At 70.0% G+C, this 24,918-nt stretch carries 24 protein-coding genes, 1 tRNA gene and 1 pseudogene; 15 read left to right on the top strand and 11 right to left on the bottom strand.

What is annotated here, in order from left to right; genetic code table 11:
* Positions 1-21: 21 nt before the first annotated feature.
* From AC1DWC_RS04185 to AC1DWC_RS04160, 6 genes are all read right to left on the bottom strand, one after another.
* Positions 22-717, bottom strand: coding sequence for an ABC transporter ATP-binding protein (locus AC1DWC_RS04185; protein ID WP_477906349.1), 696 nt, complete (start codon positions 715-717; stop codon positions 22-24).
* Between the two features lie 34 nt (positions 718-751).
* Positions 752-1,666, bottom strand: coding sequence for an ABC transporter ATP-binding protein (locus AC1DWC_RS04180; protein WP_245709441.1), 915 nt, complete (start codon positions 1,664-1,666; stop codon positions 752-754).
* Between the two features lie 44 nt (positions 1,667-1,710).
* On the bottom strand, positions 1,711-2,826 hold the full coding sequence (locus AC1DWC_RS04175; protein ID WP_477906348.1) for a branched-chain amino acid ABC transporter permease: 1,116 nt from the start codon (positions 2,824-2,826) through the stop codon (positions 1,711-1,713).
* A gap of 119 nt (positions 2,827-2,945) precedes the next feature.
* The gene (locus tag AC1DWC_RS04170; protein ID WP_477906303.1) at positions 2,946-3,983 is read right to left on the bottom strand and encodes a branched-chain amino acid ABC transporter permease; all 1,038 of its coding nucleotides are present in this window, start codon (positions 3,981-3,983) and stop codon (positions 2,946-2,948) included.
* 28 nt (positions 3,984-4,011) lie between these two features.
* Complete coding sequence (locus AC1DWC_RS04165) at positions 4,012-5,241, bottom strand: branched-chain amino acid ABC transporter substrate-binding protein (RefSeq protein WP_477906302.1); 1,230 nt, start codon at positions 5,239-5,241, stop codon at positions 4,012-4,014.
* A gap of 227 nt (positions 5,242-5,468) precedes the next feature.
* On the bottom strand, positions 5,469-6,077 hold the full coding sequence (locus AC1DWC_RS04160; protein ID WP_477906301.1) for an ANTAR domain-containing response regulator: 609 nt from the start codon (positions 6,075-6,077) through the stop codon (positions 5,469-5,471).
* Positions 6,078-6,185: 108 nt separating this feature from the next.
* Here AC1DWC_RS04160 and AC1DWC_RS04155 point away from each other — a divergent pair.
* Positions 6,186-6,262 (top strand) — tRNA-Leu (locus AC1DWC_RS04155).
* 83 nt (positions 6,263-6,345) lie between these two features.
* On the opposite strand, the pseudogene AC1DWC_RS04150 reads toward AC1DWC_RS04155, so the two are convergent.
* A pseudogene (locus AC1DWC_RS04150) lies at positions 6,346-6,693 on the bottom strand (tyrosine-type recombinase/integrase); the annotation flags it as partial.
* A 173-nt stretch (positions 6,694-6,866) separates the two neighbouring features.
* Between AC1DWC_RS04150 and AC1DWC_RS04145 the strand changes: the two are divergent.
* The 3 genes from AC1DWC_RS04145 to AC1DWC_RS04135 all read left to right on the top strand — a co-directional run bounded on the left by AC1DWC_RS04145 (position 6,867) and on the right by AC1DWC_RS04135 (position 8,711).
* Positions 6,867-7,256 carry a hypothetical protein gene (locus AC1DWC_RS04145; protein WP_477906300.1) on the top strand — a complete coding sequence of 130 codons (390 nt, stop codon included), beginning with the start codon at positions 6,867-6,869 and terminating at the stop codon, positions 7,254-7,256.
* A 13-nt stretch (positions 7,257-7,269) separates the two neighbouring features.
* Complete coding sequence (locus AC1DWC_RS04140; protein ID WP_477906299.1) at positions 7,270-7,563, top strand: hypothetical protein; 294 nt, start codon at positions 7,270-7,272, stop codon at positions 7,561-7,563.
* Positions 7,564-8,297: 734 nt separating this feature from the next.
* On the top strand, positions 8,298-8,711 hold the full coding sequence (locus tag AC1DWC_RS04135) for a hypothetical protein (protein ID WP_477906298.1): 414 nt from the start codon (positions 8,298-8,300) through the stop codon (positions 8,709-8,711).
* 136 nt (positions 8,712-8,847) lie between these two features.
* Here AC1DWC_RS04135 and AC1DWC_RS04130 read toward each other — a convergent pair whose 3' ends face one another.
* Both AC1DWC_RS04130 and AC1DWC_RS04125 read right to left on the bottom strand, forming a co-directional pair.
* Positions 8,848-9,462, bottom strand: coding sequence for a DUF4304 domain-containing protein (locus AC1DWC_RS04130; RefSeq protein WP_477906297.1), 615 nt, complete (start codon positions 9,460-9,462; stop codon positions 8,848-8,850).
* Positions 9,463-9,587: 125 nt separating this feature from the next.
* Entirely contained in the window at positions 9,588-9,962 is a 375-nt protein-coding gene (locus tag AC1DWC_RS04125) for a hypothetical protein (RefSeq protein ID WP_477906296.1), read from the bottom strand.
* 328 nt (positions 9,963-10,290) lie between these two features.
* Here AC1DWC_RS04125 and AC1DWC_RS04120 point away from each other — a divergent pair, with 328 nt between their 5' ends.
* The 11 genes from AC1DWC_RS04120 (at position 10,291) to AC1DWC_RS04070 (ending at position 23,057) form a co-directional block, all read left to right on the top strand.
* Positions 10,291-10,698, top strand: coding sequence for a hypothetical protein (locus AC1DWC_RS04120; RefSeq protein WP_477906295.1), 408 nt, complete (start codon positions 10,291-10,293; stop codon positions 10,696-10,698).
* A gap of 125 nt (positions 10,699-10,823) precedes the next feature.
* A complete protein-coding gene (locus AC1DWC_RS04115) occupies positions 10,824-10,997 on the top strand; it encodes a CsbD family protein (RefSeq protein WP_477906294.1) in 174 nt (57 codons plus the stop codon).
* Positions 10,998-11,890: 893 nt separating this feature from the next.
* On the top strand, positions 11,891-12,940 hold the full coding sequence (locus tag AC1DWC_RS04110) for a 3-oxoacyl-ACP synthase III family protein (protein ID WP_477906293.1): 1,050 nt from the start codon (positions 11,891-11,893) through the stop codon (positions 12,938-12,940).
* Between the two features lies 1 nt (position 12,941).
* A complete protein-coding gene (locus tag AC1DWC_RS04105) occupies positions 12,942-13,853 on the top strand; it encodes a beta-ketoacyl-[acyl-carrier-protein] synthase family protein (protein ID WP_477906292.1) in 912 nt (303 codons plus the stop codon).
* Positions 13,850-15,511, top strand: a complete 1,662-nt coding sequence (locus AC1DWC_RS04100) for a fatty acid CoA ligase family protein (RefSeq protein ID WP_477906291.1) — start codon at positions 13,850-13,852, stop codon at positions 15,509-15,511. Before AC1DWC_RS04105 ends, AC1DWC_RS04100 begins: the two co-directional genes overlap by 4 nt.
* Positions 15,508-15,801 (top strand): hypothetical protein, encoded by a 294-nt coding sequence (locus AC1DWC_RS04095; RefSeq protein ID WP_477906290.1) that lies wholly within the window; start codon positions 15,508-15,510, stop codon positions 15,799-15,801. The genes AC1DWC_RS04100 and AC1DWC_RS04095 overlap by 4 nt, the downstream gene beginning before the upstream one ends.
* Positions 15,798-16,838 carry an NAD-dependent epimerase/dehydratase family protein gene (locus tag AC1DWC_RS04090; RefSeq protein WP_477906289.1) on the top strand — a complete coding sequence of 347 codons (1,041 nt, stop codon included), beginning with the start codon at positions 15,798-15,800 and terminating at the stop codon, positions 16,836-16,838. The genes AC1DWC_RS04095 and AC1DWC_RS04090 overlap by 4 nt, the downstream gene beginning before the upstream one ends.
* Positions 16,839-16,869: 31 nt before the next feature.
* A complete protein-coding gene (locus AC1DWC_RS04085; protein ID WP_477906288.1) occupies positions 16,870-19,899 on the top strand; it encodes an amino acid adenylation domain-containing protein in 3,030 nt (1,009 codons plus the stop codon).
* Positions 19,896-20,591, top strand: coding sequence for a formyltransferase family protein (locus AC1DWC_RS04080; protein ID WP_477906287.1), 696 nt, complete (start codon positions 19,896-19,898; stop codon positions 20,589-20,591). Before AC1DWC_RS04085 ends, AC1DWC_RS04080 begins: the two co-directional genes overlap by 4 nt.
* Positions 20,588-22,768 carry an MMPL family transporter gene (locus tag AC1DWC_RS04075; protein WP_477906286.1) on the top strand — a complete coding sequence of 727 codons (2,181 nt, stop codon included), beginning with the start codon at positions 20,588-20,590 and terminating at the stop codon, positions 22,766-22,768. The genes AC1DWC_RS04080 and AC1DWC_RS04075 overlap by 4 nt, the downstream gene beginning before the upstream one ends.
* A 55-nt stretch (positions 22,769-22,823) precedes the next feature.
* Positions 22,824-23,057, top strand: a complete 234-nt coding sequence (locus tag AC1DWC_RS04070) for a hypothetical protein (RefSeq protein WP_477906285.1) — start codon at positions 22,824-22,826, stop codon at positions 23,055-23,057.
* 241 nt (positions 23,058-23,298) lie between these two features.
* On the opposite strand, the gene AC1DWC_RS04065 is transcribed toward AC1DWC_RS04070, so the two are convergent.
* Together AC1DWC_RS04065 and AC1DWC_RS04060 are read right to left on the bottom strand one after the other, a co-directional pair.
* On the bottom strand, positions 23,299-23,799 hold the full coding sequence (locus AC1DWC_RS04065; RefSeq protein WP_477906284.1) for a hypothetical protein: 501 nt from the start codon (positions 23,797-23,799) through the stop codon (positions 23,299-23,301).
* A 162-nt stretch (positions 23,800-23,961) separates the two neighbouring features.
* Entirely contained in the window at positions 23,962-24,831 is an 870-nt protein-coding gene (locus AC1DWC_RS04060) for an alpha/beta fold hydrolase (RefSeq protein ID WP_477906283.1), read from the bottom strand.
* Positions 24,832-24,918: the final 87 nt, after the last annotated feature.

The following is a 24,918-nucleotide window of genomic DNA, read 5'->3' as shown; positions in this document are numbered from 1 at the left end:
AACCAACCTGGCCGACGGCGGTCAGCCCACCCCGAGGTAGGCGTGCTTGACGGCCGGGTCGGCCAGCAGGTCCCGGCCGGTCCCGGTCTTGGTCACCTCGCCGGTCTCGAGGATGTACGCCCGGTCGGTGCGGGTCAGCGCCTGCTGGGCGTTCTGCTCGACCAGCAGGATGGTGGTGCCCTGCGCGTTGATCTCGGAGATGATCCGGAAGATCTGCTGGATCACCATGGGCGCCAGCCCCATCGACGGCTCGTCGAGCATCAGCAGCCGCGGCCGCGACATCAGCGCCCGGCCGATCGCCAACATCTGCTGCTCGCCGCCCGACATGGTGCCGCCGAGCTGGGTGCGCCGCTCGCCGAGCCGTGGGAACAGGTCGAACACCCAGTCCAGCCGCTGCGCGTAGTCCGCCTTGGTCTCGAACTTGCGGGCGTAGCAGCCCATGTCGAGGTTCTCCTGCACGCTCATGCCGGGGAACACGCCGCGCCCCTCGGGCGCCTGCACCACCCCGAGCCGCACCCGTTCGTGGGCCTTGACCCGGGTGAGGTCCTGGCCGTCGAAGACGATCCGGCCGGTGGTCAGCGGCAGCAGGCCGGACAGCGCCCGCATCGTGGTGGACTTGCCGGCCCCGTTGGCACCGAGCAGCGTCACCAGTTCGCCGCGCTCGACGCGCAGCGAGATCCCGTGCAGCGCCCGGATCCGCCCGTAGTCGACGACCATGTCCGTCACCTCGAGCAGCGGGGTGGGCTCAGTCTCAGGCACTGGCATCGTCGGGCACCCCCAGGTAGGCGGCGATCACGGCCGGGTTCGCCCGGATCGCGGCGGGCAGGTCGTCGGCGATCTTGCGGCCGAACTCGAGCACCACGATGCGGTCCGTCACCCCCATCACCAGGCGCATGTCGTGCTCGATGAGCAGCACGGTGAAGCCGTCGTCGCGGATCTTGCGGATCAGGTCCATCAGCGCCGCCTTCTCGCTGGGGTTGAACCCGGCGGCCGGCTCGTCGAGGCAGAGCAGCTTCGGCTCGGTGGCCAGCGCGCGGGCGATCTCCAGCCGCCGCTGGTCGCCGTAGGAGAGGTTGCGGGCCTTCTCCACCGCGCGGGGGGCGATCCCGACGAACTCGAGCAGCGCCATCCCCCGGTCGACGGCGTCGCGTTCCTCCCGCCGGTGCCGGGCGGTCCGGAAGATCGCGCCCGGCACGGAGGTCCGGTGCCGGGCGTCGGTGCCGACGACGACGTTCTCGAGCGCCGTCATCTCCCCGAACAGCCGGATGTTCTGGAAGGTCCGCGCGATGCCGAGCCGGGTGATCTCGTTGCGCTTCGTTTTCGCGAGCAGCTTGCCGTCGAACGTCACCGACCCCGACGACGGCGTGTAGACGCCCGTGAGCGCGTTGAAGCAGGTGGTCTTGCCGGCGCCGTTGGGCCCGATCAGCCCGAGGATCTCGCCGCGGCGGATCTCGAAGGACACCGCATCCAGCGCCACCAGCCCGCCGAACTGCACGGACAGTTCCTCGGTCCGCAGCAGCACCTCGCCCTCGCCGGTGTCGATCTCGCGCTGCGGGGCGACCACCTCCGCGACCACGTCCGGGTCCGCGAGGGCCGGGTCGATCGCGGACACGTCGACCACGCCGGCGGTCGGGATGTCGACCTCCGGCGCGAGGTCGGCGGCCATGTCCTCGTTGTCGAACATCGCGTCGCCCGGCCCGGGCCCCGCCGTCATCGCCGGTCCGCCGGGGTCGTGGCGTCGGCCGCCGCGCTCGGACGGACCGCCTGGTACACCTGCCTGCCGTAGGTCAGCAGCTTCTGTCGCGCCGGGAAGAGCCCCTGCGGGCGGAAGATCATCAGCACCACCAGGGCCAGTCCGAAGAAGAGGTACTTGTAGTCGCCGAGGGACTGGCCGCCGACCTCGATCGACATCGCCCGGTTGGGCAGGTACACGATGATGAAGGCGCCGACGATCACGCCGAGCTTGTTGCCCTGCCCGCCGATCACCACCGCGCACAGGAACAGCATCGAGTTGATGACGTTGAAGCCGGTCGGGTTGATGAACTGCACCTGGCCCGCGTACAGCGCCCCGGACAGTCCGCCGATGGACGCACCGATCGTGAACGCCCACAGCTTGAACTTGAAGGTGGGCACCCCCATGATCTCGGCGGCGTCCTCGTCCTCGCGGATCGCCACCCACGCCCGGCCGACGCGGCTGCGCTCGAGGTTCCCGACGATCAGCAGCACCGCGATGACCAGGACCATGCCGACCCAGTACCACCACACACCGGAGTTGATGTCGCCCGCGGAGTTGCCCGCGGAGAAGACGCCGAAGGGCTTGTCCTCGGAGACCCCGATCCGAGGGTAGGCGATCTCGGCCAGGCCCTGGCCGCCGTTGGTGACGTCGGTGAGGTTGTCCGCGAGCAGCCGCACGATCTCGCCGAAGCCGAGGGTGACGATGGCCAGGTAGTCCCCGCGCAGGCGCAGCGTCGGGGTGCCGAGTATCAGCCCGGTGAACGCGGTGATCGCCACCGCGATCGGCAGGCAGGACAGCCACGCCCAGTCGGTCGAGAAGAAGCCGTCGGCGGTCATTTTGCTCCACGGGCTGTTCGGGCTGGTGAGCAGCGCGACGGTGTACGCGCCGACGGCGTAGAAGCCGACGTACCCGAGGTCGAGCMGGCCGGCCTGCCCGACCACCACGTTGAGCCCGACCGCGATCAGCGCGTACATGGCGAACTGCGCCATCACGCCGCCGAAGTCGGTGCCCGGGGTGTCCAGCAGCGGCGGGCGCCACACCGGCAGGATCGCGATCAGCGCGATCAGCGGGACCCCGACGAGCCACTGCATCGGCCGGGCCAGGCCGTTCCACCAGCCCCGGATCGCGTCGCCGACACCGCGGCGCGGCGGACCGGGCTCGGTCGGGAACCCGCTCGGGTCGCGGCGTCCGGTGCTGGTGTCGGTGGTGCTCATACCCGCGCCCTCCCCAGGGACTCGCCGAGGATGCCGGTGGGGCGGAACATCAGCACCACCACGAGCAGCACGAACGCGACCACGTCGCGCCACTCGCTGCCGAACACCACCTGGCCGTAGTTCTCCATCACGCCGAGCGCGAGTCCGCCGAGCAGCGCGCCGCGGAGGTTGCCGATGCCGCCGAGCACGGCCGCCGCAAACGCCTTGATGCCCAGGATGAATCCGCCGTTGTAGATGATCCCGGACGGGATCTTCAGGGTGTAGAGCAGCGCGGCGGCGCCGGCGAGGACGCCGCCGAGCAGGAAGGTCAGCATGATGATCCGCTCCCGCGAGATCCCCATCAGGGTCGCGGTGTCCGGGTCCTGCGCGACCGCGCGGATGCCGCGGCCGAACCGGGTGCGGTTGATGATCATGTCGGTGAGCAGCGTGAGCAGCAGCGCCGCCACGATGATCACGACCGTCACGTTGGTGACCACCGCGCCGCCGATCGTGAACACCTCGACCGGTTGGACCAGTTTGATCGGCTGCTGCGCGTTGGTGCCGCCGAGTCCGGGCCAGATCTTCGGCAGCACGTAGTGCACGAATTCCTGGAGCACGAACGACATCCCGATCGCCGTGATCAGGAAGACCAGCGGTTTCGCGCCGCGCCGGCGCAGCGGCCGGTAGGCGACGCGTTCGAGGCCGACGGCCGCGGCCCCGGAGACGGCCATGCCGAACAGCATGGCCAGCCCCAGGAACACGACCGTCGCGACGACCCCCTCGTTGTAGGCGTTGCCGCTGGGGGTGAACCCCATCAGCTCCAGCGCCACGTACTGACCGAACATGCCAAGCATGAAGACCTCGGAGTGCGCGAAGTTGATCAGCCTCAACACCCCGTAGACCAGCGTGTACCCGATGGCCACCAACGCGTAGATGGCGCCGTAGCTCAGCCCGTCGACGGTGAGCTGCCAGAAGCTACGGGTCAGCGCCTCGACGTTGAAGTCGATGTTGCCGGCGTACAGGGTCGCCGTCTCGGCGAGGGCGATCGCACTCATCGGGCCTCTCTCGGACCGTCGCGGTGGGTCAGTTGACCTTGTAGATCTCGATCAAGGCGTTCGACAGCTCGCCCTGCGGGTTCCACTGGTACCGCTTGCCGACGCCCTGGCCGTCGTAGGCCTTGACGAACTCCAGCATCGCGGCGCGGTCCTTCACGCCGGAGTCGATGGCCGTGAGCATGATCGTGGTGAGGTCGTAGCCCTCCACCGAGTACACGCCCGGGGCCTGGCCGTTGAACTCCTGGTACTCGGTGGCCAGTGCGGGCGGCGCCGGGATGCAGGGGCAGGTCAGGACGGCATCCTGCGCCGCGCTGCCGGCCTGCTTGACGAACTCGGGGTCGTTGGAGCCGTCGCCGGAGCTGAAGGTCGCGGTGACGCCGCCCTCGCGCAGCTGGGTCACGAACGGCGCGGCCTCGGCGTAGTAGCCGGAGTACCAGATCGCGTCCGGGGCGGCCGCCTTGATCTGCGAGACGGTGGCCGAGAAGTCCTTCTGGCCGCTCTTCACGCTGGCCGCGCAGCCGGGGTCGGCGACGGCGCCGAGCTCGGCGGTCACCACCTTCGCGAGGCCGACGCCGTAGTCGGTGTCGTCCTGCACCACGCACACCCTCTTGGCGTCGAGGGTGCCGGTGAGGTACTTGGCGACGACGGAACCCTGGCTGTTGTCGTTGCCCAGGCCGCGGAAGAAGGTGGTCCAGCCGTTCTCGGTGAGGGTCGGGTTGGTGGCCGACGCGGTGAGGAACGGCAGGCCTGCCTGGTTGAAGATCGATCCGGTGGCCTTGGTCTCGCCGGAGAACGCGGGCCCGAGGAGCCCGATGACGGACTGGTCGCCGACGATGTTCGGCGCCACCTGGGTGGCCTTCTGGGGGTCGCCCTCGGTGTCGAACTGACGCATCTCGACCTGGCAGTTCGGGTTGGCCTGGTTGTGCTTGTCGAGGGCCAGCTTGGCGCCGTAGAGGATGTTCTGGCCGAGCGCGGCGTTCGGCCCGGTGAGCGCCCCCGCCATCGCCAGGGTGACGCCGGAGCAGGTCGCGTTGCCGCTGCCGGCCGGGTTGACCGCGTCGGTGACGTCCGCGGTGGGCACCTCGCTGCCCTGGGCGTCCAGGAGCACCTGCGGCTGGATGCTCAGTGCGCTCGAGGAGGAATCCGAGGACGTGCCGCCGGCGGATCCGCCGTCGGTCGACTTGCTGCTACATCCCGCGACCACCAGTGTCGCGGCCACTCCCACGATCAATGCGCCCTTCGCTGCACGACGATGCACGTCCCACCTCCGAAATAGGTGCTCCCCGGTCGCGCCGGAGGGGCCGACCACGCCAGCCCGGGGAAAACATATCCCCGCGGGAATCACCGTGCATCACAATGGAATGTCCACGGCGTTTCGCGTTTCCGTGCGCACAATTACGTGGCAGCGAGGTACGAAACATGCCGGAAACGCCCCGGTCACCGCCGGGGCGTTTCCCGCGGCCGGGTTTCTGCTCCGAGGAGCGGTCAGCCGGCGCCGAGGGTATCGAGGATCACCGTCGCGACGACCTTCATGCTGGTGCGGCCGTCCATCGCGGCGCGCTGGATCCACTTGAACGCCTCGGGCTCGGTCAGCGACTGCGAGGTCATCAGCGCGCTCTTGGCCCGCTCGACCAGCTTGCGGGTCTCGATGCGGTCCGTCAGGTTGACCACCTCGGTCTCGAGGGCGGAGAGCTCCGCGAACCGGCTCACGGCCAGCTCGACGGCCGGCACCAGGTCCGCCTTGGAGAACGGCTTGACCAGGTACGCCATCGCACCGGCGTCACGGGCCCGCTCGACCAGCTCGCGCTGACTGAACGCGGTCAGGATCACCACCGGCGCAATGCGTTTCACGGCGATCTCCGACGCGGCGTCGATCCCGTCGCGGCGAGGCATCTTCACGTCCATGATCACCAGGTCGGGCAGCAGCTCCTCGGCGAGCTCGACGGCGCGCTGGCCGTCCCCGGCCTCGCCGACCACGTCGTAGCCCTCCTCGCGGAGCATCTCGACCAGGTCCATGCGGATCAGGACCTCGTCCTCGGCGACCACCACACGGCGTGGGGCGGGTCCTTCTCCCTGCGTGACAGGAGCGTTCATCGTTGCCTTCCTCTACTGCCGGCCACCCCGGAAACGTGGCGCAAGCCTTTTGAAGGGTACCGGTGCTTGACCCTGCCACCCGATCTTCTAGAGTGGGTAACCGCACCAGCCCTCGTATCCCAATTGGCAGAGGAAACGGATTCAAAACCCGTGCAGTGTGAGTTCGAGTCTCACCGAGGGCACCAGTAAGGCCAGATCAGAGCAAGTTTCCTGACAGATACCCGCTAGGGGTACGTCAGTTCTCACTCGCAGTCACTCGCAGCAGCCCCTAATCCTCCTGCGCATCGGGCGCGTCGAGGAGATCGAGCGCCGTCAGCGCGCCGCCCTTCTTGCCGGGGACCTTGCCCGTCAGCGCGGCCGTCCGGTCGCCGTCGAGGCGGGTCGCGAGCGCGTCCAGCTCGCCAGGGAACAGGTGACCGTACCGGTCGAGGGTGAGCGTGACCGTCTTGTGCCCCAACATCTTCTGAATCACCTTGATGCCCGCCCCCGACCGGATCGCCAGGGACGCCGCCGTATGCCGCAGCTCGTGAGGCACGAGACCGTCCACGCCGGCCGCCGTCGCCACCGGGTCGAACTTCCACCGGAACTCCCCCGTCGTCATCCACTCCCCGCCCTTGCCAGGGAAGACGAGTCACGTCCTCCCACGTCGGCAGCACGAGCCCGTCGAGCAGCGACCGGTAACTTGCCACCGTCTTCGGCTCGCGGTGCTCGCGGTGCTTCATCCACTCCCCTGCCACCCGTGCCGCGTGAGTGGTCGTGGATCGAGCGACGACGTTGGGAGGATCACCGGTGAGCACCCAGACCAACAACATGTCGACCCTCCCCGCTCGCTGCCCGCGAGGGCACGAGCTGACCGCCAGGACGACGACGATCGCCGTCACGGCCGGGGCCGACTCGCAGCCGGCCGGGCGGACGTGCGTTCGGTGCCTGCGGGCCGCGTGCCGGCAGGCGCACTACGACCGGCACAGCGACCCGGTCGAGCGGGGGAAGGCGCTACACGCCGACGAGCTGGCCGAGACCCGGTTCACCCGCCAGGCGAGTTGGCGCGCCGGCCGGCAGGCCGCCGGGTGGACCAAGCGGGTGCACTTCGTCAGCGGGTGGGGGTACGACCGGGAGGACTCGACGCCGGAACCGCGTGCCACCCGCAGCGCATCAACGAGCAGCCAGTGGCACCGCTGATAGCTTCCAGTGCATGACAAAGGGTTATGTCCGGGCAATCGTGATACCACTCGGCCTCATCCTTGGAGCCGCCTTCTGGTGGTGTTTCGTGGTGGGGCTGATCGTCTTTGGCCTCCTCAGCGCCGATGGCTGGACGAACTGGGCTTTGCCCTTCCTCGTCCCACTCATCGCGGTAGTACTGATCGCGGTAGCGATACAACGGTTCGCGCCGAAACTTCGGTTACTTGGCTGGTCTTTCGCAGCGGGTGTCCCCGCGTGCTGGATCGCACTCATGCTGACGGACTTCCAGTTCGCCATTAGCGTGTAAACGTCACTTCGACTCCGCCGACCCCCGATCACCCGACAGCGGCGGGGAGAGCTGCCGTTCAGTTTCACTCGCAGTCACTCGCAGTGATCCCGGATAGCCTTGTGCGTCGAGGCTGACAGCTTCGGTCCAGAAGTGACAGAAGTATGCGAATTACCTGCACATATCAACCGAGATTCTGTCAGCAACGGCGCTCAAGCCTGACCAGGGGAAACGCTTTTGCACGGATTCAAAACCCGTGCAGTGTGAGTTCGAGTCTCACCGAGGGCACCAGTAAGGCCAGATCAGAGCGGGTATTCGAGCGGGCACCCCTATGGGGGTATGCCCCGAGAAGCTCGCAGTGGCTCGCAGGCATCCCCATTCGTCCGGCACGGTCGGCGCGTCGGGCCCGCATCGAGCAAGTTCTGCGCACCCGGAGCCGTGCCCGCCGGCGCCGCCGTCCGGTCACCGTCGAGGCGGGTAGCGAGCGCGTCCGGCTCGTCGGGAACACGTGGCCGGCACGGGATCGACCTGCGTGACGACCCCCACGGGTGAGCCACTGTCCGAAAGCGGGTTCGCCTGTCCCGCAACGAGATCGGAGACTTCCGACCAAGCGTGGTGACGCACCCCGGCGAAGTGGCGGCCTCGGCGGCCCCACGCTCGTGGACGGCGCAGGCAATTTGCCGACTTCCCCGCAGACGCATTGTGAATGCCATTACTGTCTCCTGGCTCACACCACAACGACGAGGAGAACCACCGTGCGTAGAACCGCAGGAATCACCGGCGCCGCCATCGCCGCCATCGGCCTCACCATCGGCACCGCCGGCATCGCCGGCGCGGCCCCCGTGAGCATCCCCGGCACGACGAGTCAGTCCTACGTGGCGGGCGTCGACATGGAGCCCGGGGCGTACTACTCCCGTATTACGGACAACACGCGCTGGACCTGCGATTACACCATCACCCCCGGTGGCGACAATCAGCCGGGCGAGAGTTTCACCACGGAGTACCGCATCATCGACCTGGAGATCGGCGACCGGCTCGACTCCGTCGGCTGCACCACCTGGCACCGGCAGGGAAGCCCCCTCGGCTCGGCAGGCTCGACGGACTTCGGCTTCATCGGCATGACAGGCTCGGACGACCTGATCTTCGGTCTCCTGCCGCTCGGTTCCTGACCCACCGGCCCGTCTCTCACGGCCTCCCGCACCAAGAAGCCCCCATCTCGTCGAGGTGGGGGCTTCGTCCTGTCCGACAGTGAGATTGACGACTCGGCGGGCGACTCCATTTCGAGTTCGGGACGATCCTCGCCCGCTAGCCAAGGTCGACGACGGCGACGGCGTAGGAGTCCGCCGCCCTGCGGAACTGCTCCTCGAGGCGCGACCAACGGGGCTCTGCACCGAAGCGGGCGCGCGCTCGCAGGTACTGCTCGCGCGCACCGGACACCTCGCCCGTGGCGAGCCGGTAGCGGAGGACGTCGAAGTCTATGTCCGACCCCACCGATTCGGCGACGTCGTCGGGGCCACAAACCTGCCCCATCACCGCCAACGCACCGGTGAGTGCCGCGCACAGCTGGTCGGCGACGGCGGGAACATCGATGTCCGCGTTCACGGTCACGTGCGGCCCGATCCCGGCCGCAATGCTCTCGATCCGGCGCCGGTACTGGCAGTCGACCTCGGCCGGATGCTGCTGGGGTGACCGTCCGATGACCCGGTCGAACTCCGCCGAGTAGACACCGCAGTTGACGTAGAACCGAATCGACTCGTAACTGTTCCCCGCCGACCGCTGCAGGTTGACGACGTCGACCAGACCATCCCGCTCCCGCGTGAAAGTCAGTCTTCGCTTCCGGAATCCTTGCTCCTTCAGGAGCGGAACCACACTCTCGCCGAGCAGGGTCGTGAACACTTCCTCGGCCGACGGATGCTCCATCCGACCATGATTGCAGACCCGTGTCGCTACCGGATGACAGGCAACGGCCCTCCAGCGCGAGCCGGCCGACGCACCACAACAGCCGGCGCACCCGAACAGGGCGCAAGAGCAACTCCAGTCGTGCGTCAGGTCAACTGTTCGGCCGGCGACTCCACCCATGCATCTCCGGTCCACGAGATGTCGATGGCGTACTCACTGTTGACCCCGGTGGCCCAGTAGTCGATGATGCCGTGACGCGCAGAGTCGAGTTCGATCCAGCCAATCGAGAACTCGCCGCGCAGCATGCGTTGGGCGCGGCGGTCTATCTCGCCCAGCGACGCGAAGAGCCCGCGAAGTCGCGACTCGATCCAGTCCGCCGAGGGATCGACGACCGTGATCTCCAAGGTGCTCTCGTCACCGAGCGGGATAGCGATCAGCAGTTCGCCGGAGGCCGGCCGCACCTCTCGCGTCGCGTGACACTCATAGGCGCGCAACAAGTCTCGCGGACCATAGGTACCCAAGCCCCACTCCTCCGCCATAACGCAGCAATCGTAGTCGAGGCCGGCGCGGCCGTCGTCGGGTCTACCGTCGACATCGGTTGACGTGTTACGCCCGGCACCCCGGTGCACCACCCTGAGGTCGCGGCGCAGCGAGCCACCGGGTGTCCTTCCAGTACCCACCGCGGGTTGCACCCACCCGAGTCCCGACGCGACGTTTCAACTCGTGCCCGGTGGGCAATCCTCCCGTGGTGAGCCTGACCGAGGCCGACGGTCGCGGCGTGTGCCCACCTGGTCACCGAACACCACTCGTGACAATCAAATCCGGTGACCCCAGAATCAAGGAGCCGACATGGACACCACCACCATCTGGATCATCGTCGCTGTCGTCGTTGTTCTCGTCGTTGTCGCGCTCATCTGGACGCTGACGCGCCGGCGCGCGGAGCAGCGCCGCGCCCAAGCCGATGACATCCGCAGCAAGGCGACGAAGCAGTCGCACAAGGTCGGACAGGACGAGGCACTCGCCAACGAGACCGCGGCCAAGGCCCGCGCGGCTGCCGCGGAGGCGGACGCAAAGTCGGCCGAGGCGGCGCGATTGCAGGAGCGTGCCGCCGCGCGGACCAGCGAAGCAGCCTCGGCCCGTCAAGACCTGAACAAGGAATGGGACCGGGCGGACCAGATCGACCCTGACTACGACCCCGAGAATTCTGACGGAAAGCCCGACCGCGAGGGTAGGTCTCGTCCGGGCCACGAGGGATAGGGCGCGCGGAGGCTCACCCCGATGCCACGGGTTGTCGCGGTGTTTCCCGAGGCCGGGGAACGGGTATGTCGGACACCTACCGGAAGTTGCAGAGAGCGACGTTCGAGATATCGAAGGAGCACACCATGGGAGCCGTCGACAAGGCGAAGAACAAGGCAGAAGAGTTGGCAGGCAAGGCCAAGGAGAACGTCGGCGAGGCCACCGGCGACAAGGACACCGAGGCAGAAGGACGCAAGGACCAGGCCAAGGGGAATCTCAAGCAGGCGGGCGAGAAGGTCAAGGACGCGTTCAAGGGCTGACCGGGTGTCCTGAGGAATTCCCCGCACTCTCGAATACCAACGCCCGGATCCACCGACTGCCGGACCGCGTCCGGCGTGGCGGACTGTCAGCCGCGATATCGGACGGTCCCTTCGATCTGGTACTCGCCAATCCCCCGTACGGTTCCTGTCCGGCAGGAGGGATCCTCGGCGGGCAATGCACTCGGCGGGATGCCGGAATCGACGGCGGCGCAGTTCTCGGCCCACTGTGCCGGCGACCTTCTCGTGCCCCGCGGCCGCATTCTCGTCGTCCAGTCACAATTCGCGAACCCGGAACGCACCGTGGCGGCGTTGAACTACATCGGTCTGTCCGCGTCTGTGTGCGCCCGCGTCGACATCCCGTTCGGTCCGATCATTCGGCGCCGAACCGCCTATCCGAGAGCCCGCGGGCTCTCGGCCCCGGGGCAGTCACATGAGGAGTTGGTCGTTGTCCGTGGGGGAAAGGGTTGTCGCCTGGCACCTGCCAAGTCTGTGACCTGCCCGCCCACTTACATTGACATCGACGAAGACCTTGAAATCCTTTCGCCGCACAATGTTTCAATGATCAACCACATCCCCCACTGGACGGCGCCACAGCAAATCCAGACACGGTGCGGGCCGCGGCCAGATCCCATCCACGAGTCCGACCCGCCCCACTACATGTAACCGCAGGTACTGGACATTCCAGAGCATGTCGCCACGCTCGGAACCCCGGGACCTCGGTTCACTGTGTACATTCCTCGGCGCGGAGGTAGGCGGGGGTGAGAACCTACTCCGAGCGGATCCAGACACTCCACATGCCCGCCGCGCCCGGTTCGCGGAAACTTCGTGGAGCACTGGTGTTTTCGCGCCCAATCGTTGCTGTCCGGTTGCTCGACCCAGCTGAGGAGAATTCATTGGCCCATTCACGATTCGAGGCGATCGGCGCCTACCTTCCGGTCGACGTCCTCACCACCGAAGATCTGATCGAGCAACTCGCCCAGAAGCCGTCCTTCGACTTCGCGGCGGTCACCGGCGTGCAGGAACGACGGGTCCGGGACAAGTCGCCCGAAAACTACGAGGACTCCTTCGCGCTCGCGATGAAGGCCGCGCGCGACTGCCTCTCGCGCTCGCGCTACGGCGCGGACGACCTCGACGTGGTCATCTCGGTGTCCATCACCCGCAGCAAGGAGCGCACGAAGACCTACTTCGAGCCCTCCTTCGCCTCGGCGATCGCCAAGGAACTCGGCGCGCGGCGGGCCATCCACTTCGACCTGTCCAACGCCTGCGCGGGCATGCTCACCGGCGCCTACCTGCTCGACCGGATGATCCGGGCCGGCACGGTCCGCAACGGGATGGTGGTCAGCGGCGAGGCAATCACCCCGATCGCCGAGACCGCCGTCCAGGAACTCGCCGGCGGCTACGACCCGCAGTTCGCCTCGCTCTCCGTCGGCGACTCCGGGTGTGCGCTGGTCATCGACCGGTCCGAGGACGAGGGCGACCGCATCGACTACATCGAGCTGATGACCGCCTCCGAGTACGCCGACGCCTGCCTGGGCATGCCCAGCGACCGGACCGCGGGCGTCGCGCTGTACACCGACAACCGGCGGATGCACAACGAGGACCGGTTCAAGCTCTGGACCGACACCCAGCGCAATCACCTGGCCCGCCAGGGGCGCACCTTCGCCGACGAAGAGTTCGACTACATCATTCATCACCAGTTCGGCGCGTCCGCAGTGACGTTCATGAACGCGCTCGGCGAACGCGAGTTCGGCACGCCGATGCCCGAGGCGCTCAACGTGGTCGAGAAGTACGGCAACACGTCCACCACCTCGCACTTCATCGTCCTGCACGACCAGCTGCGGCAGTCCAACATTCCCGCCGGCTCGAAGATCCTGATGGTGCCGGCGGCGTCCGGCATCGTCACCGGGTTCCTGTCCGCCACCGTCTCGTCTCTGGAGGCCTGAAATGGGTATCGTCATCACGGCAACCGGCGCCAGCCACGACACGGACACCGCGAGCAGCATCGAGCACGCCGGCCGCGCCGTGCGTGCGGTGCTCACCGACGCCGCCGTCGCCCCCGAGAGCATCGGGGTGCTCATCAACACCGGCATCTACCGGGACTCGAACACCGTCGAACCGGCGATCGGCGCGCTGATCCAGAAGGCCGCCGGGATCGGGCTCGAGTACGACGAACACGACCCCCGGTCGTTCTCGTTCGACCTGATGAACGGCGCCTGCGGCGTCCTCAACGCCGTCCAGGTCGCGTCCGCGCTGCTCACCACCGGCAGCGCCGGCCGCGTGCTGGTTGTCTCCGGCGACACCCATCCGTCGATGACCGGACCCGACGCCCCGGCGGACTTCCCGTACGCCACCGCCGGTGCGGCGCTCCTGCTCGAACACACCGACGGGGCAGACGGTTTCGGCCCCCTGCATGTCGAGCTGGCCGACGGCCCGGCCGCCGTCGAGGGCTTCGTCGACACCGACACGATGGGCGTCACCGGCCGCAGCGCGATGACCGTCCGGCGGTCCGACGACTTCGAGGCCCGCGTCCTCGACGTCGCGCTGTCCGCGGCGACCGCCGCCCTGGACGCCACCGACTGCGATCCGGCCACCACCGTGCTGATCTCCTCGCGGCCGACGCCGGGATTCCGCGCCGCGCTGTCCGCGAAGGTCGGCATCCGCGCCGTCGACGACGCCGGCACCGCGGACCACGTCACCGGCGACACACACACCGCCGCCCTGGCCCTGGCCTACCACCATGCCGTCGGCGCCGGTCGGCTCGACGGCGTCGAGCGGGTCCTGTTCGTGGCGGCCGGCGCCGGGCCCAGCGCCGCGGCCACCGTGTACCGGATGCCGTCCGGCCGAGCCGGGCGATGAGCGCCGCATTGACGGACAACTGGCTCGACCGACTCACCGCCACGGCCCGCCGGCGGCCCGGTGCCCCGGCGGTGACGTCCGCAGCCGGCGCCGCCGCCGAGGGACTGCCCGACTACGCCGACGTGACGTTCGGTGAGCTCGACCAGTGGTCCGACGCCCTCGCGCAGCGGTTCGCCGCCGCGGGCATGACGGCCGGTGTCCGGACGATCGTGCTGGTCAACCCCGGTCCCGAGTTGTACGCGATCCTGTTCGGGCTGTTCAAGGCCGGCGCCGTCCCCGTGGTGATCGATCCCGGCATGGGGCTGCGTCCCATGCTTCGCTGCCTCGCCGCGGTGGACCCGCAGGCCTTCGTCGGGCTGCCCCAGGCGCATGCGGTGCGGGTCCTGTTCCGGCGGGGGTTCCGTGGGGTCGGCGCCAAGGTGACCGTCGGACGCCGCTGGTTCTGGGGTGGGCACACCCTCGCCGGCCTCGGCCGCAAGCCCGTCGGCGAGCGACCGCCGACCGCACCGGCCGGCGACGACGAGCTGTTGATGATCGCCTTCACCACCGGGTCGACCGGGCCGGCGAAGGCCGTCGAGCTCACCCACGGCAACCTCGCCGCGATGCTGACCCAGACGCAGGCCGTCACCGCGGTCACCGCGGAGGAATCCGCCCTGGTGACGCTGCCGATGTTCGGGGTCCTGTACCTGCTGCTCGGCGCCCAGGTGGTGCTGCCGCCGCTGGTCCCGAGCAAGGTCGGTGACACCGACCCCCGGCACGTGGTCGACGCCGTCAACCGGTTCCGGGTGCGCACCATGTTCGCCTCCCCCGCCCTGCTCGGCCCGCTGCTCGACCACGCCCGGACCCACGAGGTGGTCATGCCGACCGTCCGTGCGGTCTTCTCCGGCGGCGCCCCGGTGCCGGCCGCGGTCGTCACCGGTCTGCGCGAGGTGTTGTCGGCCGACGCCCAGGTCCACGCCGGATACGGTGCGACCGAGGCGATCCCGATGTCCACGATCGAGTCGCGCGAACTGCTCGACGGCCTGATCGAGCGCGCCCAGAGCGGCGACGGCACCTGCATCGGCCGGCCGGTGGACGGGGTCGAGGTCCGGGTCATCGCCGTCACCGACGCCCCGCTCGAGGGCTGGGCGCAGGCCCAACCGCTGCGCGGCGCCATCGGGGAGTTGGTCGTCAGCGGCCCGAACGTCAGCACCCGTTACCACTGGCCGGCGGCCGCGAACCTGACCGGCAAGATCGCGGACGGCGACCGGACCTGGCACCGCACCGGCGATCTCGGGCGGATCGACGACGAGGGCCGGATCTGGTTCTGCGGCCGCAAGTCCCAGCGCGTCGAGACCGGCGCGGTGACGCTGCACCCGGTGCAGGTGGAGCAGGTCTTCAACGCCGCGCCGGGCGTGGCCCGCACCGCGCTGGTCGGTGTCGGCGACCGCGGCGCCCAGCGTCCCGTCCTGTGCGTGGAGACGTCCCCCGGCGCCGACGCCGCCGCCGTCCTCGACGGCCTGCGCGAGCGCGGTGCCCGGTTCCCGCTCACCGCGCAGATCGACCGGTTCCTGGTCCACCCGCAGTTTCCGGTCGACATCCGCCACAACGCCAAGATCGGCCGCGAGGAGCTGGCGGTCTGGGCCGCCACCCGCCTCACCCGAGGAGCGCAGTCGTGACGCCGAAAATCGCCCTGCTCCGTATGATTCCGATCCTCGGGTGGCTCTACCTCGCCTTCGGGGCCGGTCGGGCCCTGCGGGGACGGCCCCTGCGGCATCCGCTGGCCCGGGCCGCCTGGTGGCTCGACGCGGTCCTCAGCGTCGTGGTGCACGCCGCGCAGGTCCCGGCCGCGGTCCGCGTGGCCGGCGGCGACCGGGCGCCGCTGGCGACCGCCCTGCTCACCATGACGTTCGGCATGACCTGGTGGAAGACCCAGCCCGGTTCCTCGACGAAGGAGACGAACCCGTGAGGATCCTGGTCACCGGGGCATCCGGATTCCTCGGCGGCCGCCTCGCCCGCCGCCTGGTCGACGACGGTGAGCACCAGGTCTCGATACTGGTCCGCCGCAGCAGCATCCTGACCGACCTCGGCGACACCTCCGCGATGACTCTCGTCTACGGGGACCTCGCCGACCCGGACTCCCTCGATGCCGCCACCCGCGGCGTCGACGTCGTCGTCCACAGCGCCGCCCGGGTCGACGAACGCGGTGTCCGGTCCCAGTTCCAGCGCGAGAACGTCGACGCCACAGCGCAACTGCTCGCCTCGGCGCGGGCCAACGGCGCCCGCCGCTTCGTCTTCATCTCGAGCCCCAGCGCGCTGATGAGCTACGACGGCGGCGACCAGCTCGGCCTCGACGAGTCGGCGCCCTACCCCACCCGGTTCCTCAACCTCTACTCCGAGACCAAGGCCGCCGCCGAGCAGGCGGTCCTGGCCGCGAACACCGACGGGTTCACCACCTGCGCGCTGCGACCGCGGGCGATCTGGGGACCGGGCGACCGCTCGGGTCCCATCGTGCGGCTCCTCGGCCGGGCCCGGGCCGGGACCCTGCCGAACCTCTCCGGTGGCCGCGACGTCCTCGCGTCGCTGTGCCACGTCGACAACATCGTCGACGCCTGCGTCAGGGCCGCGGAATCCGACACCGTCGGCGGCAAGGCGTATTTCATCGCCGACGCCGAGGTCACCAACATCTGGCCGTACATGGCCGAGGTGGCGCAGGACTTCGGGTTCGAGATGCCGGACCGGTCGGCCGACCCGCGGGTGGTCCGGTCCGCGGTCCGAGTCCTCGACCTGGTCTGGAAGATCCCCTACCTGGCGACCCGGTACTCGCCGCCGCTCTCGATGTACGTGCTGGCGTTGATGACCCGCTCGTCGACCTTCGACACCAGCGCCGCCCGACGCGACCTCGGGTACGCCCCGGTGGTCGACCGCGCCGCCGGCATGGCCGAGTTCCGGGACTGGGTGGACCGCCAGGGCGGCCTCGCCACGCTCACCCGTGATCTCCGTTGACCCCACCACCCGCGCCGAACCGAGGTTGCCCGTGACCACGACCGTCCCCACCTTCCAGCGACCCGTCTCGGCCACTGAACGGCTGTACCTGGCAACGCAGCCGCTGGCGCCGCCGTTCGCGATCCAGCTCGTCGTCACCGGCACCGGCGACCTCGATCCCGACGACCTCGACGCGGCGGTGGCACGCGCGTCCGCCGCATGTCCCGGCACCCGGCTGGTGCGCCGCGCCGGCACCTGGGTCGACTCCGGCGCGGCGCCGCACGTCGAGGTCGTCGACTCGGCCGAGATCGACTTCACCGACCTCGACGCCAGCCCTGTCCTGCGCCGGCAGCTCGGGCTCAGCCCGCAGGCCACCACCGAGGTGGTGCTGCTGCACGGGGAGGCCACCACCGTCGTCTTCCGCGCCTTCCATGGCGTGATGGACGCGAAGGGACTCGGCACGTGGGCCGCTGACGTCTTCCGGGTACTGCGGGGCGAGGACCCGGTCGGCGCGCCCGATCCCACCGCGGACCACGACCTCGTCGCCCGAATCGGCATGCGGGGCAAGCCCACCACGCTGGTGCCGACCCGTCGCTCACCCCTCGGCGTCACCGGCCGGGCGCCGCGCGACGCCCGCTTCACCTGGCGTCACCGCACCGTGCCCGGCACCACCACGGGCGCGGTCGCTCGGATCTCGGCGGTCCTCGCCGACGCCGTCGGCCGGCCCACCCGGATCATGGTCCCGGTCGACCTGCGCCGCCACGACCCCACGATCCGCTCGACCGCGAACCTGGCGCTGCCCCTGTTCCTGGACGTCGCCCCCGGCCAGTCCTGGTCCCAGGTGAACGCGCAACTGCTCGTCGGCCTGGTCGAGGGGCGCGAGCTCAACGAGATGGACAACGGCGGCCTGGCGAAGCTGCCCGCGGCCGTGACCCGCGCGATCCTCGAGGCCGCGCATCGCCTCGGGGCCCACACCGACCGGAACCTGGTCGCCGCGATCGTCTCGCATGCCGGCGACGTCGACCCCGAACTCCTGTCCGCCCCCGGCTTCACCGCAGCCAGCGTCCGGGCACTCCCGGTCCACACCGGCCTGGTGCCGATGTCGTTCGTGGTCCTCGAATCCGGTGGGAGCACCGAGATCACGGTGTCCTGCCGGGCCGGGGACAAGGTGGCGGGCCGCCTCGACGAACTGCTCGACCGGGTGGCCGCCGCGCTGACCGTCGACGACCCCGCGCCGGCTCTCGACCTCGCGCCCGCCCTGCCCGTGGAGACCATCACCACCGCGACCGCCGACAACGCGGACCTCCGGTTCCGCCGGCACGCCGAACTGACCCCGGACGCGGTCGCGGTCATCGGACCGGCCGGCCGGCACACCTACCGGGAACTCGACCGCCGGGCCGACGCGATCGCGGCGGAACTCCGCGGCCACGGCGCCGGGCCGGGCTCGATCGTGGCCATCCTCGCCGACCGCAGCGTCGACGGCGTCGCCGGCCAGCTCGGCATCCTCCGGGCCGGGGCGGCCTTCCTCCCGCTCGACCCGAAGCACCCCGCCGACCGGCTCTCGGCGATCGTTGCCGACTCGGGGGCCCGGGCGCTGCTCGCGGCGCGGCCGCACCGCGACCGGATCACCGCAGACGTACCGGTGCTCGTCCTGGAAGATCTCCCCGAACACACCGATCACCCCGTCCGCGAACGGATCTGCGGTGACGACATCGCGTTCGTCACCTACACGTCCGGGTCGACGGGGCAGCCGAAGGGCGTCCTGGTCCCCCACGCCGGCGTGGTCAACTTCGTCGACTCGGCCACCGACTGGTACCTGCTCGGGCCGCAGACCCGGTTCGCACACCACCACACGCCGGCCGCGGACATGGCCTGCGCGGCGTTCTTCGGCGCGCTGCTGACCGGCGGCGCCGTCACCCTGGTGCCCGGCGAGATCTCGCACGTGTCGCTGCGGTCGATGGTCGGCGACGGCGTCGCGAACACCTTCCTGCTCACCCCCAGCCTGCTCGAGGTCGTCGTCGGGTTGGAGGTCGACCCGCCGAATCCGCGCACCGTGATCATCGGAGGGGAGCAACTCCGGCCGGGGCTGGCCGCGGCGGCACGCCGGTTCTTCGGGCCCGGCGCGCGCCTGCAGAACAGCTACGGCCCCACCGAACTCAGCATCGTGTGCACCTCACACCTGATCGACCCCGACCCCGACCCCGACCCCGACCCCGACGCGACGTCGGTCCCGATCGGCACGCCGGCGACGAACACCCCGGTGTACCTGCTCGACGCGCAGGCGCGGCCGGTCCCGGCCGGCGAGATCGGCGAGCTCTACTTCGGTGGCCCCCAGGTGGCCCGCGAGTACCTGGGCCGGCCGGAGCTGACGGCGCAGCGGTTCGTCGTCCTGCCGGGCGGCGTCCGGGCCTACCGCACCGGGGACCTGGCCCGCCTGCTGCCCTCCGGGGTGCTCGACTTCGTCGGCCGCGTCGACGACCAGGTCAAGGTCCGCGGCAATCGCGTCGAGCCCGGCGAGGTCCAGGCCGTGCTCGACCGGTTCCCGGGCATCGGCCGGTCCGCGGTGGCCGGCCGGCGCGGCCCGAGCGGCGGCAACGTCCTCGCCGCGTACCTCGTTGCGGACGGCGGCATCGACGTCGACGCGGTGCGGGGCTTCCTCGCCGAACGCCTGCCCACGTACATGATCCCGGCGGCGATCCACGTCGTCGACGACCTCCCGCTGACGGGCAACGGCAAGCTCGACCTGTCCCGGCTGCCCGGCGCCGGCGAGGCCGCCGGCCCGCGAGACGCCGCCCCGATGCCAGATGACGACGCGGACCCGGACCTGGGACGCGTCACCGCCATCTGGGCGAAGGTCCTCGAGATCGGCCCGCAGCGCCTGACACCGGACTCGGACTTCTTCGCGCTCGGCGGCGACTCGCTGTCCTCCCTCGAGATGCTCTCGCAGGTCTCCAGGACCGTCGTCGGCGCGGCCGGCGAAGCCCGGTTCGTCGCGCAACTCGAGGGGCTGGTCCACCACCTGACCCTCGCCCGGGTGCACGCCGCCGCGGTCGCGGCCCGAGACGCCGGGGCGGCGTCGTGATCTTCGTCGGTCGGGGCGCCCTGCTGTGGCGGGCCGTGCGCGCGGCCGACGCCGCCGGACACCGGGTCGACCTGGTCTGCGTGGGCCCCGACGAAGCTGTCCCGGAGGGTATTCCGGCACTGCGGACCACCGACGTCAACGACGACGCCGCCACCGTGACGGCTGCCTGCCGGGACAATCTGATGTGGTCGATCAACAACGAGACCATCCTGCGGCCGAAGCTGCTCGGCTCCGGCCTGCGGATCTACAACATCCACAACGGCCCACTCCCGGCGTACCGCGGCCTACCGGAGATCGCCATCGCCGCGGCGTTGCTGGGCGGTGAAACGCATTACGGCGCAACACTGCACGAGGTCGACGGCGGCATCGACACCGGCGCCGTCCTCGACATCGAACGGTTCCCGATCGCGCCGCAGGACGGGTTCCAGGAGGTGATGCTCGCCGGGCTGCGGGCCTGCCATTCGGTGTTCGTACGCAACCTCACCGCGGCGGTCGAGAACACCCTGTCTCCGATGCCGCCGTCGACGCAGCCCGCCGGTTACTACGGCCGTCGCCAACTCGCGGACATCGCCGCCCGCCGCGGGACCGACGGTTTCTCGCGCGCCGCCTCGCTCGGCGTCTTCGCCCCGCTGTACCCCGACCTGGCCGCGGCCACTGCCGGGCAGCGATCGCCGGACGGCGCCGCCCGATGACCCGGTGGGCCGCGGCGGTGGCACGGCGCCCGTGGATCGTCCTGCTGCTCACCGTGGGCTTCGTCGTCGCCGCCGGCGCGTGGGGCGCGTCGGTGTCGTCGCGACTCGGCTCCGGCGGGTATGCCGACCACGGCAGCGAGTCGATGCAGGTCGAGCGGCTCGTCGACGACCTGTTCGGCCGCCAGAGCCCGGACGTCGTCGCCGTCTACACCGCCCCGGACGGCCAGAGTCTCGACGACATCGGACCCGCGGTGCAGGCCCGTCTCGACACCCTCGACCCGGCCCTGCTCGACAAGCCGGTGCTGACCTACTGGAACACCCCGGCCGCCGCCTCCTCACTCCGGTCGGCCGACGGGACGAAGGCACTGGCCGTGGTGTTCGCGGCGGGCGACGAGGACCAGCGCATCGTCGCGTTCGCCGACATCGCCCCGCACCTGTCGGTGCCCGGCGTGCACACCGAGATCACCGGGTTCGCCGCCCTTGCCGCCGACATCAACACGCAGTCCCAACGCGACCTCGTGGTCGCCGAGTCGCTGTCCCTGCCGGTCACGTTGCTGGTCCTGGTGCTGGTCTTCGGCGGGCTGGTCGCCGCGTCGTTGCCGGTGGCCGTCGGCGGGCTGGCGATTCTCGGGGCCATGGCCAGCCTGCGGCTGATCGTCGAGTTCACCGACGTCAACGTCTTCGCGGCCAACATCGCCACCCTCCTCGGGCTCGGCCTGGCCATCGACTACGGGCTGTTCGTCGTCAGCCGCTTCCGCGAGGAACTCGCCCGCGACGACGCCGACGTCGACGGCGCCCTGGCCCGCACGCTCGCCACGGCCGGCCGCACCGTCGGCTTCTCCGCGGTCCTGCTGATCTGCGCCTTCGCCGGGACCCTGGTGTTCCCTCAGGTCTCGCTCCGGTCACTCGGCTACGGCGCCATGTCTGCGGTCGCGGTCGCCGCGGCGCTGTCGCTGACGGCGCTCCCAGCGGCACTGGTCCTCCTCGGACCCCGCATCGGCGCGGGCAGTTGGCGCCGGGACGCCTTCGCGCGGGGCGAGGCCCGCGCCCAACGATTCTGGGGCCGCGTCACCCGGAGCGTGCTGAGGCGGCCGCTCGCCACCGCCACCGCCGTCACCGCGGCCCTGCTGGTACTGGCCACCCCGATACTCGGCATCACGCTGACCGACGTCGACCACACCGCGCTCCCGCCCGGCAGCGCAGCGCGGGTCACGGCGGAGCAGGTGGCCGCCGAGTTCCCTGCAGCGAACAGCGGCGTCATCGTCGCGGTCCGCGGCGCCGACGGTCAACCACCGGCCGCGCTCGGGGTGGAGGGGTTGCGCCGCGAGATCGCCGCGGTCGACGACGTGTCCGAGGTCGCCGTCGCCGGGACCCGCGAGGACGTGACCCTCCTCCGGGCTCAGCTGTCGGTGCCCGACCGGTCCCAGCAGGCGATGCACGCCCTCGCCGGCATACGTGCCGTCGACGCCCCGGCGAACACCGACGTGATGCTGGGCGGGATGACCGCGATCACCGCCGACGGGGTCGACGCGATCGTCGACCGGCTGCCGTTGATGATCGCGGTGATGGTCCTCGCGACGCTGGTGCTGCTGTTCCTCGGGTTCGGGTCGATCGTGCTGCCGGTCAAGGCGGTGCTCGTCGCCTTCCTCAGCCTGGGTGCCACCTTCGGGATCCTGACGACCGTGTTCGTGGGCGGCCATTTCGCCGGAGTACTCGGCGTCAGCCAGGGTCCGCTGGCGGCCGGGATGGTGGTACTGGTCATCGCCGTGGTCTTCGGACTCTCGACCGACTACGAGGTGTTCCTCATCTCGCGCATGGTCGAGGCCCACCAGCAGGGCGCGAGCACCGACGACGCCATCCTGGCCGGCACGACCAGGACCGGCCGGGTGGTGACCGCGGCCGCCGCGCTGCTCGTGCTCGTCACCGGCGCGTTCACCCTCTCCACGCTCACTCCGATGCGGTTCATCGGAATCGGCATGATGATCGCACTCGTGCTCGATGCGACGCTGGTCCGCATGCTGCTCGTCCCCGCCCTGGTGAAGCTCATGGGCGAGGCCAACTGGTGGCGGCCGGCGTGGTTGCCATCGGCAACGTCAGAGCGCAGTGTTAGTGGACAACACAACGTCAGTGGGCAACACGACGCCAAAACCGGCAGCCGAACACCTGCTCCGCCGTAGGCCCAGGCCGGGGCGGGCCGGACAGTCACCACCTACACGCCGCTGAGAGACCGCCATGAACAAGACCGCGCTACGCCTCGCACTGGCAGCAACGGCTGCCGCATCCCTGATCGCCCTCGGACCCGGTGTCGCAGCGGCGGCCCCGGCCCCGGCCCCGGCTCCCGAGGCGGTCCACCCCGTCGTCCTGTTCGGCCAGCTCGGTCCGCTCGGCGCTGTCCTCTCGTGCGCACCGGTCGGGCTGCTACCGATCCTCGGGCCGAACGTCATCTTCCCGATCTGCGTGGTCTGAGGAGTCCGCTCCCCCGGCACCCCACGCCCTGCCGGGGCGGGAGACGAGAAAGCCCCCACCCTCGAACGAGGGTGGGGGCCTTTCGACACCAGCTCAGGAACCGATCAGGTCCTTCACGAGATTGGTGGCAACGCCGATCAGGACGGCGGTGAGCATGGTTTCGACGCTTCCCATTGTGGGCTCCTTCAATACGAACTGGTCAAGGCGGAGTTGACCATACGCGAGCGGGCGGCCCTCGGTGCTACGAACTGTCGCGTTTGGCCTGACGTTTGACGCCGGCGGCGATGTCGGACGCCTCCCGCTTCTTACGGCCCGCCGACTTCTGCTTCGACTTCTTGTTCACCCGGCCCTGCGGACCCGCGGAATCCGGGCCGGTGCCGTTGCCCGCGAAGTCCGGGGCGTCCTGGCGTGCCCGCGCGAGTCGCTCTCGCTTCAACTCGGCGGCGCTCTCCTTGGCCACAGCGCCCAGGCGACGACTCACCCGACCGAGCGCCTGCTCGAATACCTCGACCCTGGCGGCGTTTCGAGTCGTGGTCCGTCCCGCCGCGCCCCGGCTCGCCTTGTCGGTCACCGCGGCAGCGGCCTCACGCCGGTAGACCTTGGCGTGCTTGTTGCGGGCCTTGCGCACCCGGGTGTGCAGGTCGATCAGGGAGTCCTCGTCCAGACCCTGCAGGTGGTCCCGCTTCGTCTCCAGCACCAGCACGTTCTCGGTCTCCGACAACGACTTCAGCAGCTTCTTCATTGAAGCCCCTTCTCTCGGCAACCGTCCCGGGGTGTCCGGGTCGCACCTTGCGCGACAGTAGCTTCACGTGACGGGCCCGTCGGTATCCGCTACGTCCGGTTCGTCCCAGGCTAGCGACAAAGCGGCCGGACTGGTTGGAACAGCGGAACCGCGCGGCGGCCCTCACGTCCCCGCTCCTCCCGTACTCCCGGGTGGATCGTCGACCGCCCCGAGGAAGTCGCGGATCGCCGCGGCCAGTTCACGCGGGCGGTCCTCGGGGATCAGGGTGTAGCAGTCGTCGAGTTCGACGAGCCTCGCGCGCGGGAACGTCTCGGCGAGCCGGCGACCGTGCTCGGGCGGCATCACCACGTCCTCGGTCCCCCACACCACCAGCACCGGACCCTCGAACGAGGCTGCCGCGGTGGCCCATTCGCCCAGCACCTGTCGGCTCGGGACGGATGTCACGTACTTGCGCAGGTCGCGCCGGATCGACCGGTAGCGGGTGGCCGGACCGAACCACCCGTCCATCACCTCGGTCGGCACCGGCCGCTTGCTCATCGCACCCCAGGCCCGCGGTGACCGCCGCATCACCCGCAGCCGCATCAGTTGCATTGCGAGGAACAACCCACCCGGGACGCGGGCAGCCGCGACGATCGGCCGCGCGGGCGGGGGCGGATAGTTGTCGAAGGCCTCGCTGGCCGTGAGGACGAGCCGTCCGATGCGAGAGGTGTCGCCGTTCGCGACCAGCACCTGCGCACCGCCCCAGTCGTTCTGCGCCAGCGTGACGTCCGCGAGGCCGAGCCGTTCGACGAACTCCCCGATCAGCACGGCCAGCGAACGCAAGGACAGGTCGGCATCGGCCCGCATCGGCAACCGGTGCCCGCCGAGCGGCCAGGTCGGGAGGATGCACCGGAAGTCCTCACGCAGGTCGTCGACGACGTGGCGCCAGAGGGTCCCGTCCATGGTCAGTCCGTGCAGGAACACGATGACCGGCCCCGCGCCACCGGTGTCCTCGTACTCGACGGTTCCCACGGACAGCTCGACTGTGCGCACGGTGCGCCCCCTCGGCAACGATTAGATAGATCGTTCTAATGTAGGCTAGGTCACAGGCACTACGGACGCAACGGCCGTTTCGTTCCC

This window comes from Rhodococcus sp. P4_C10, from assembly GCF_056402135.1.
Note: the sequence above shows the minus strand (reverse complement) of the source record. Positions and strands in the feature narration are given on the sequence as shown.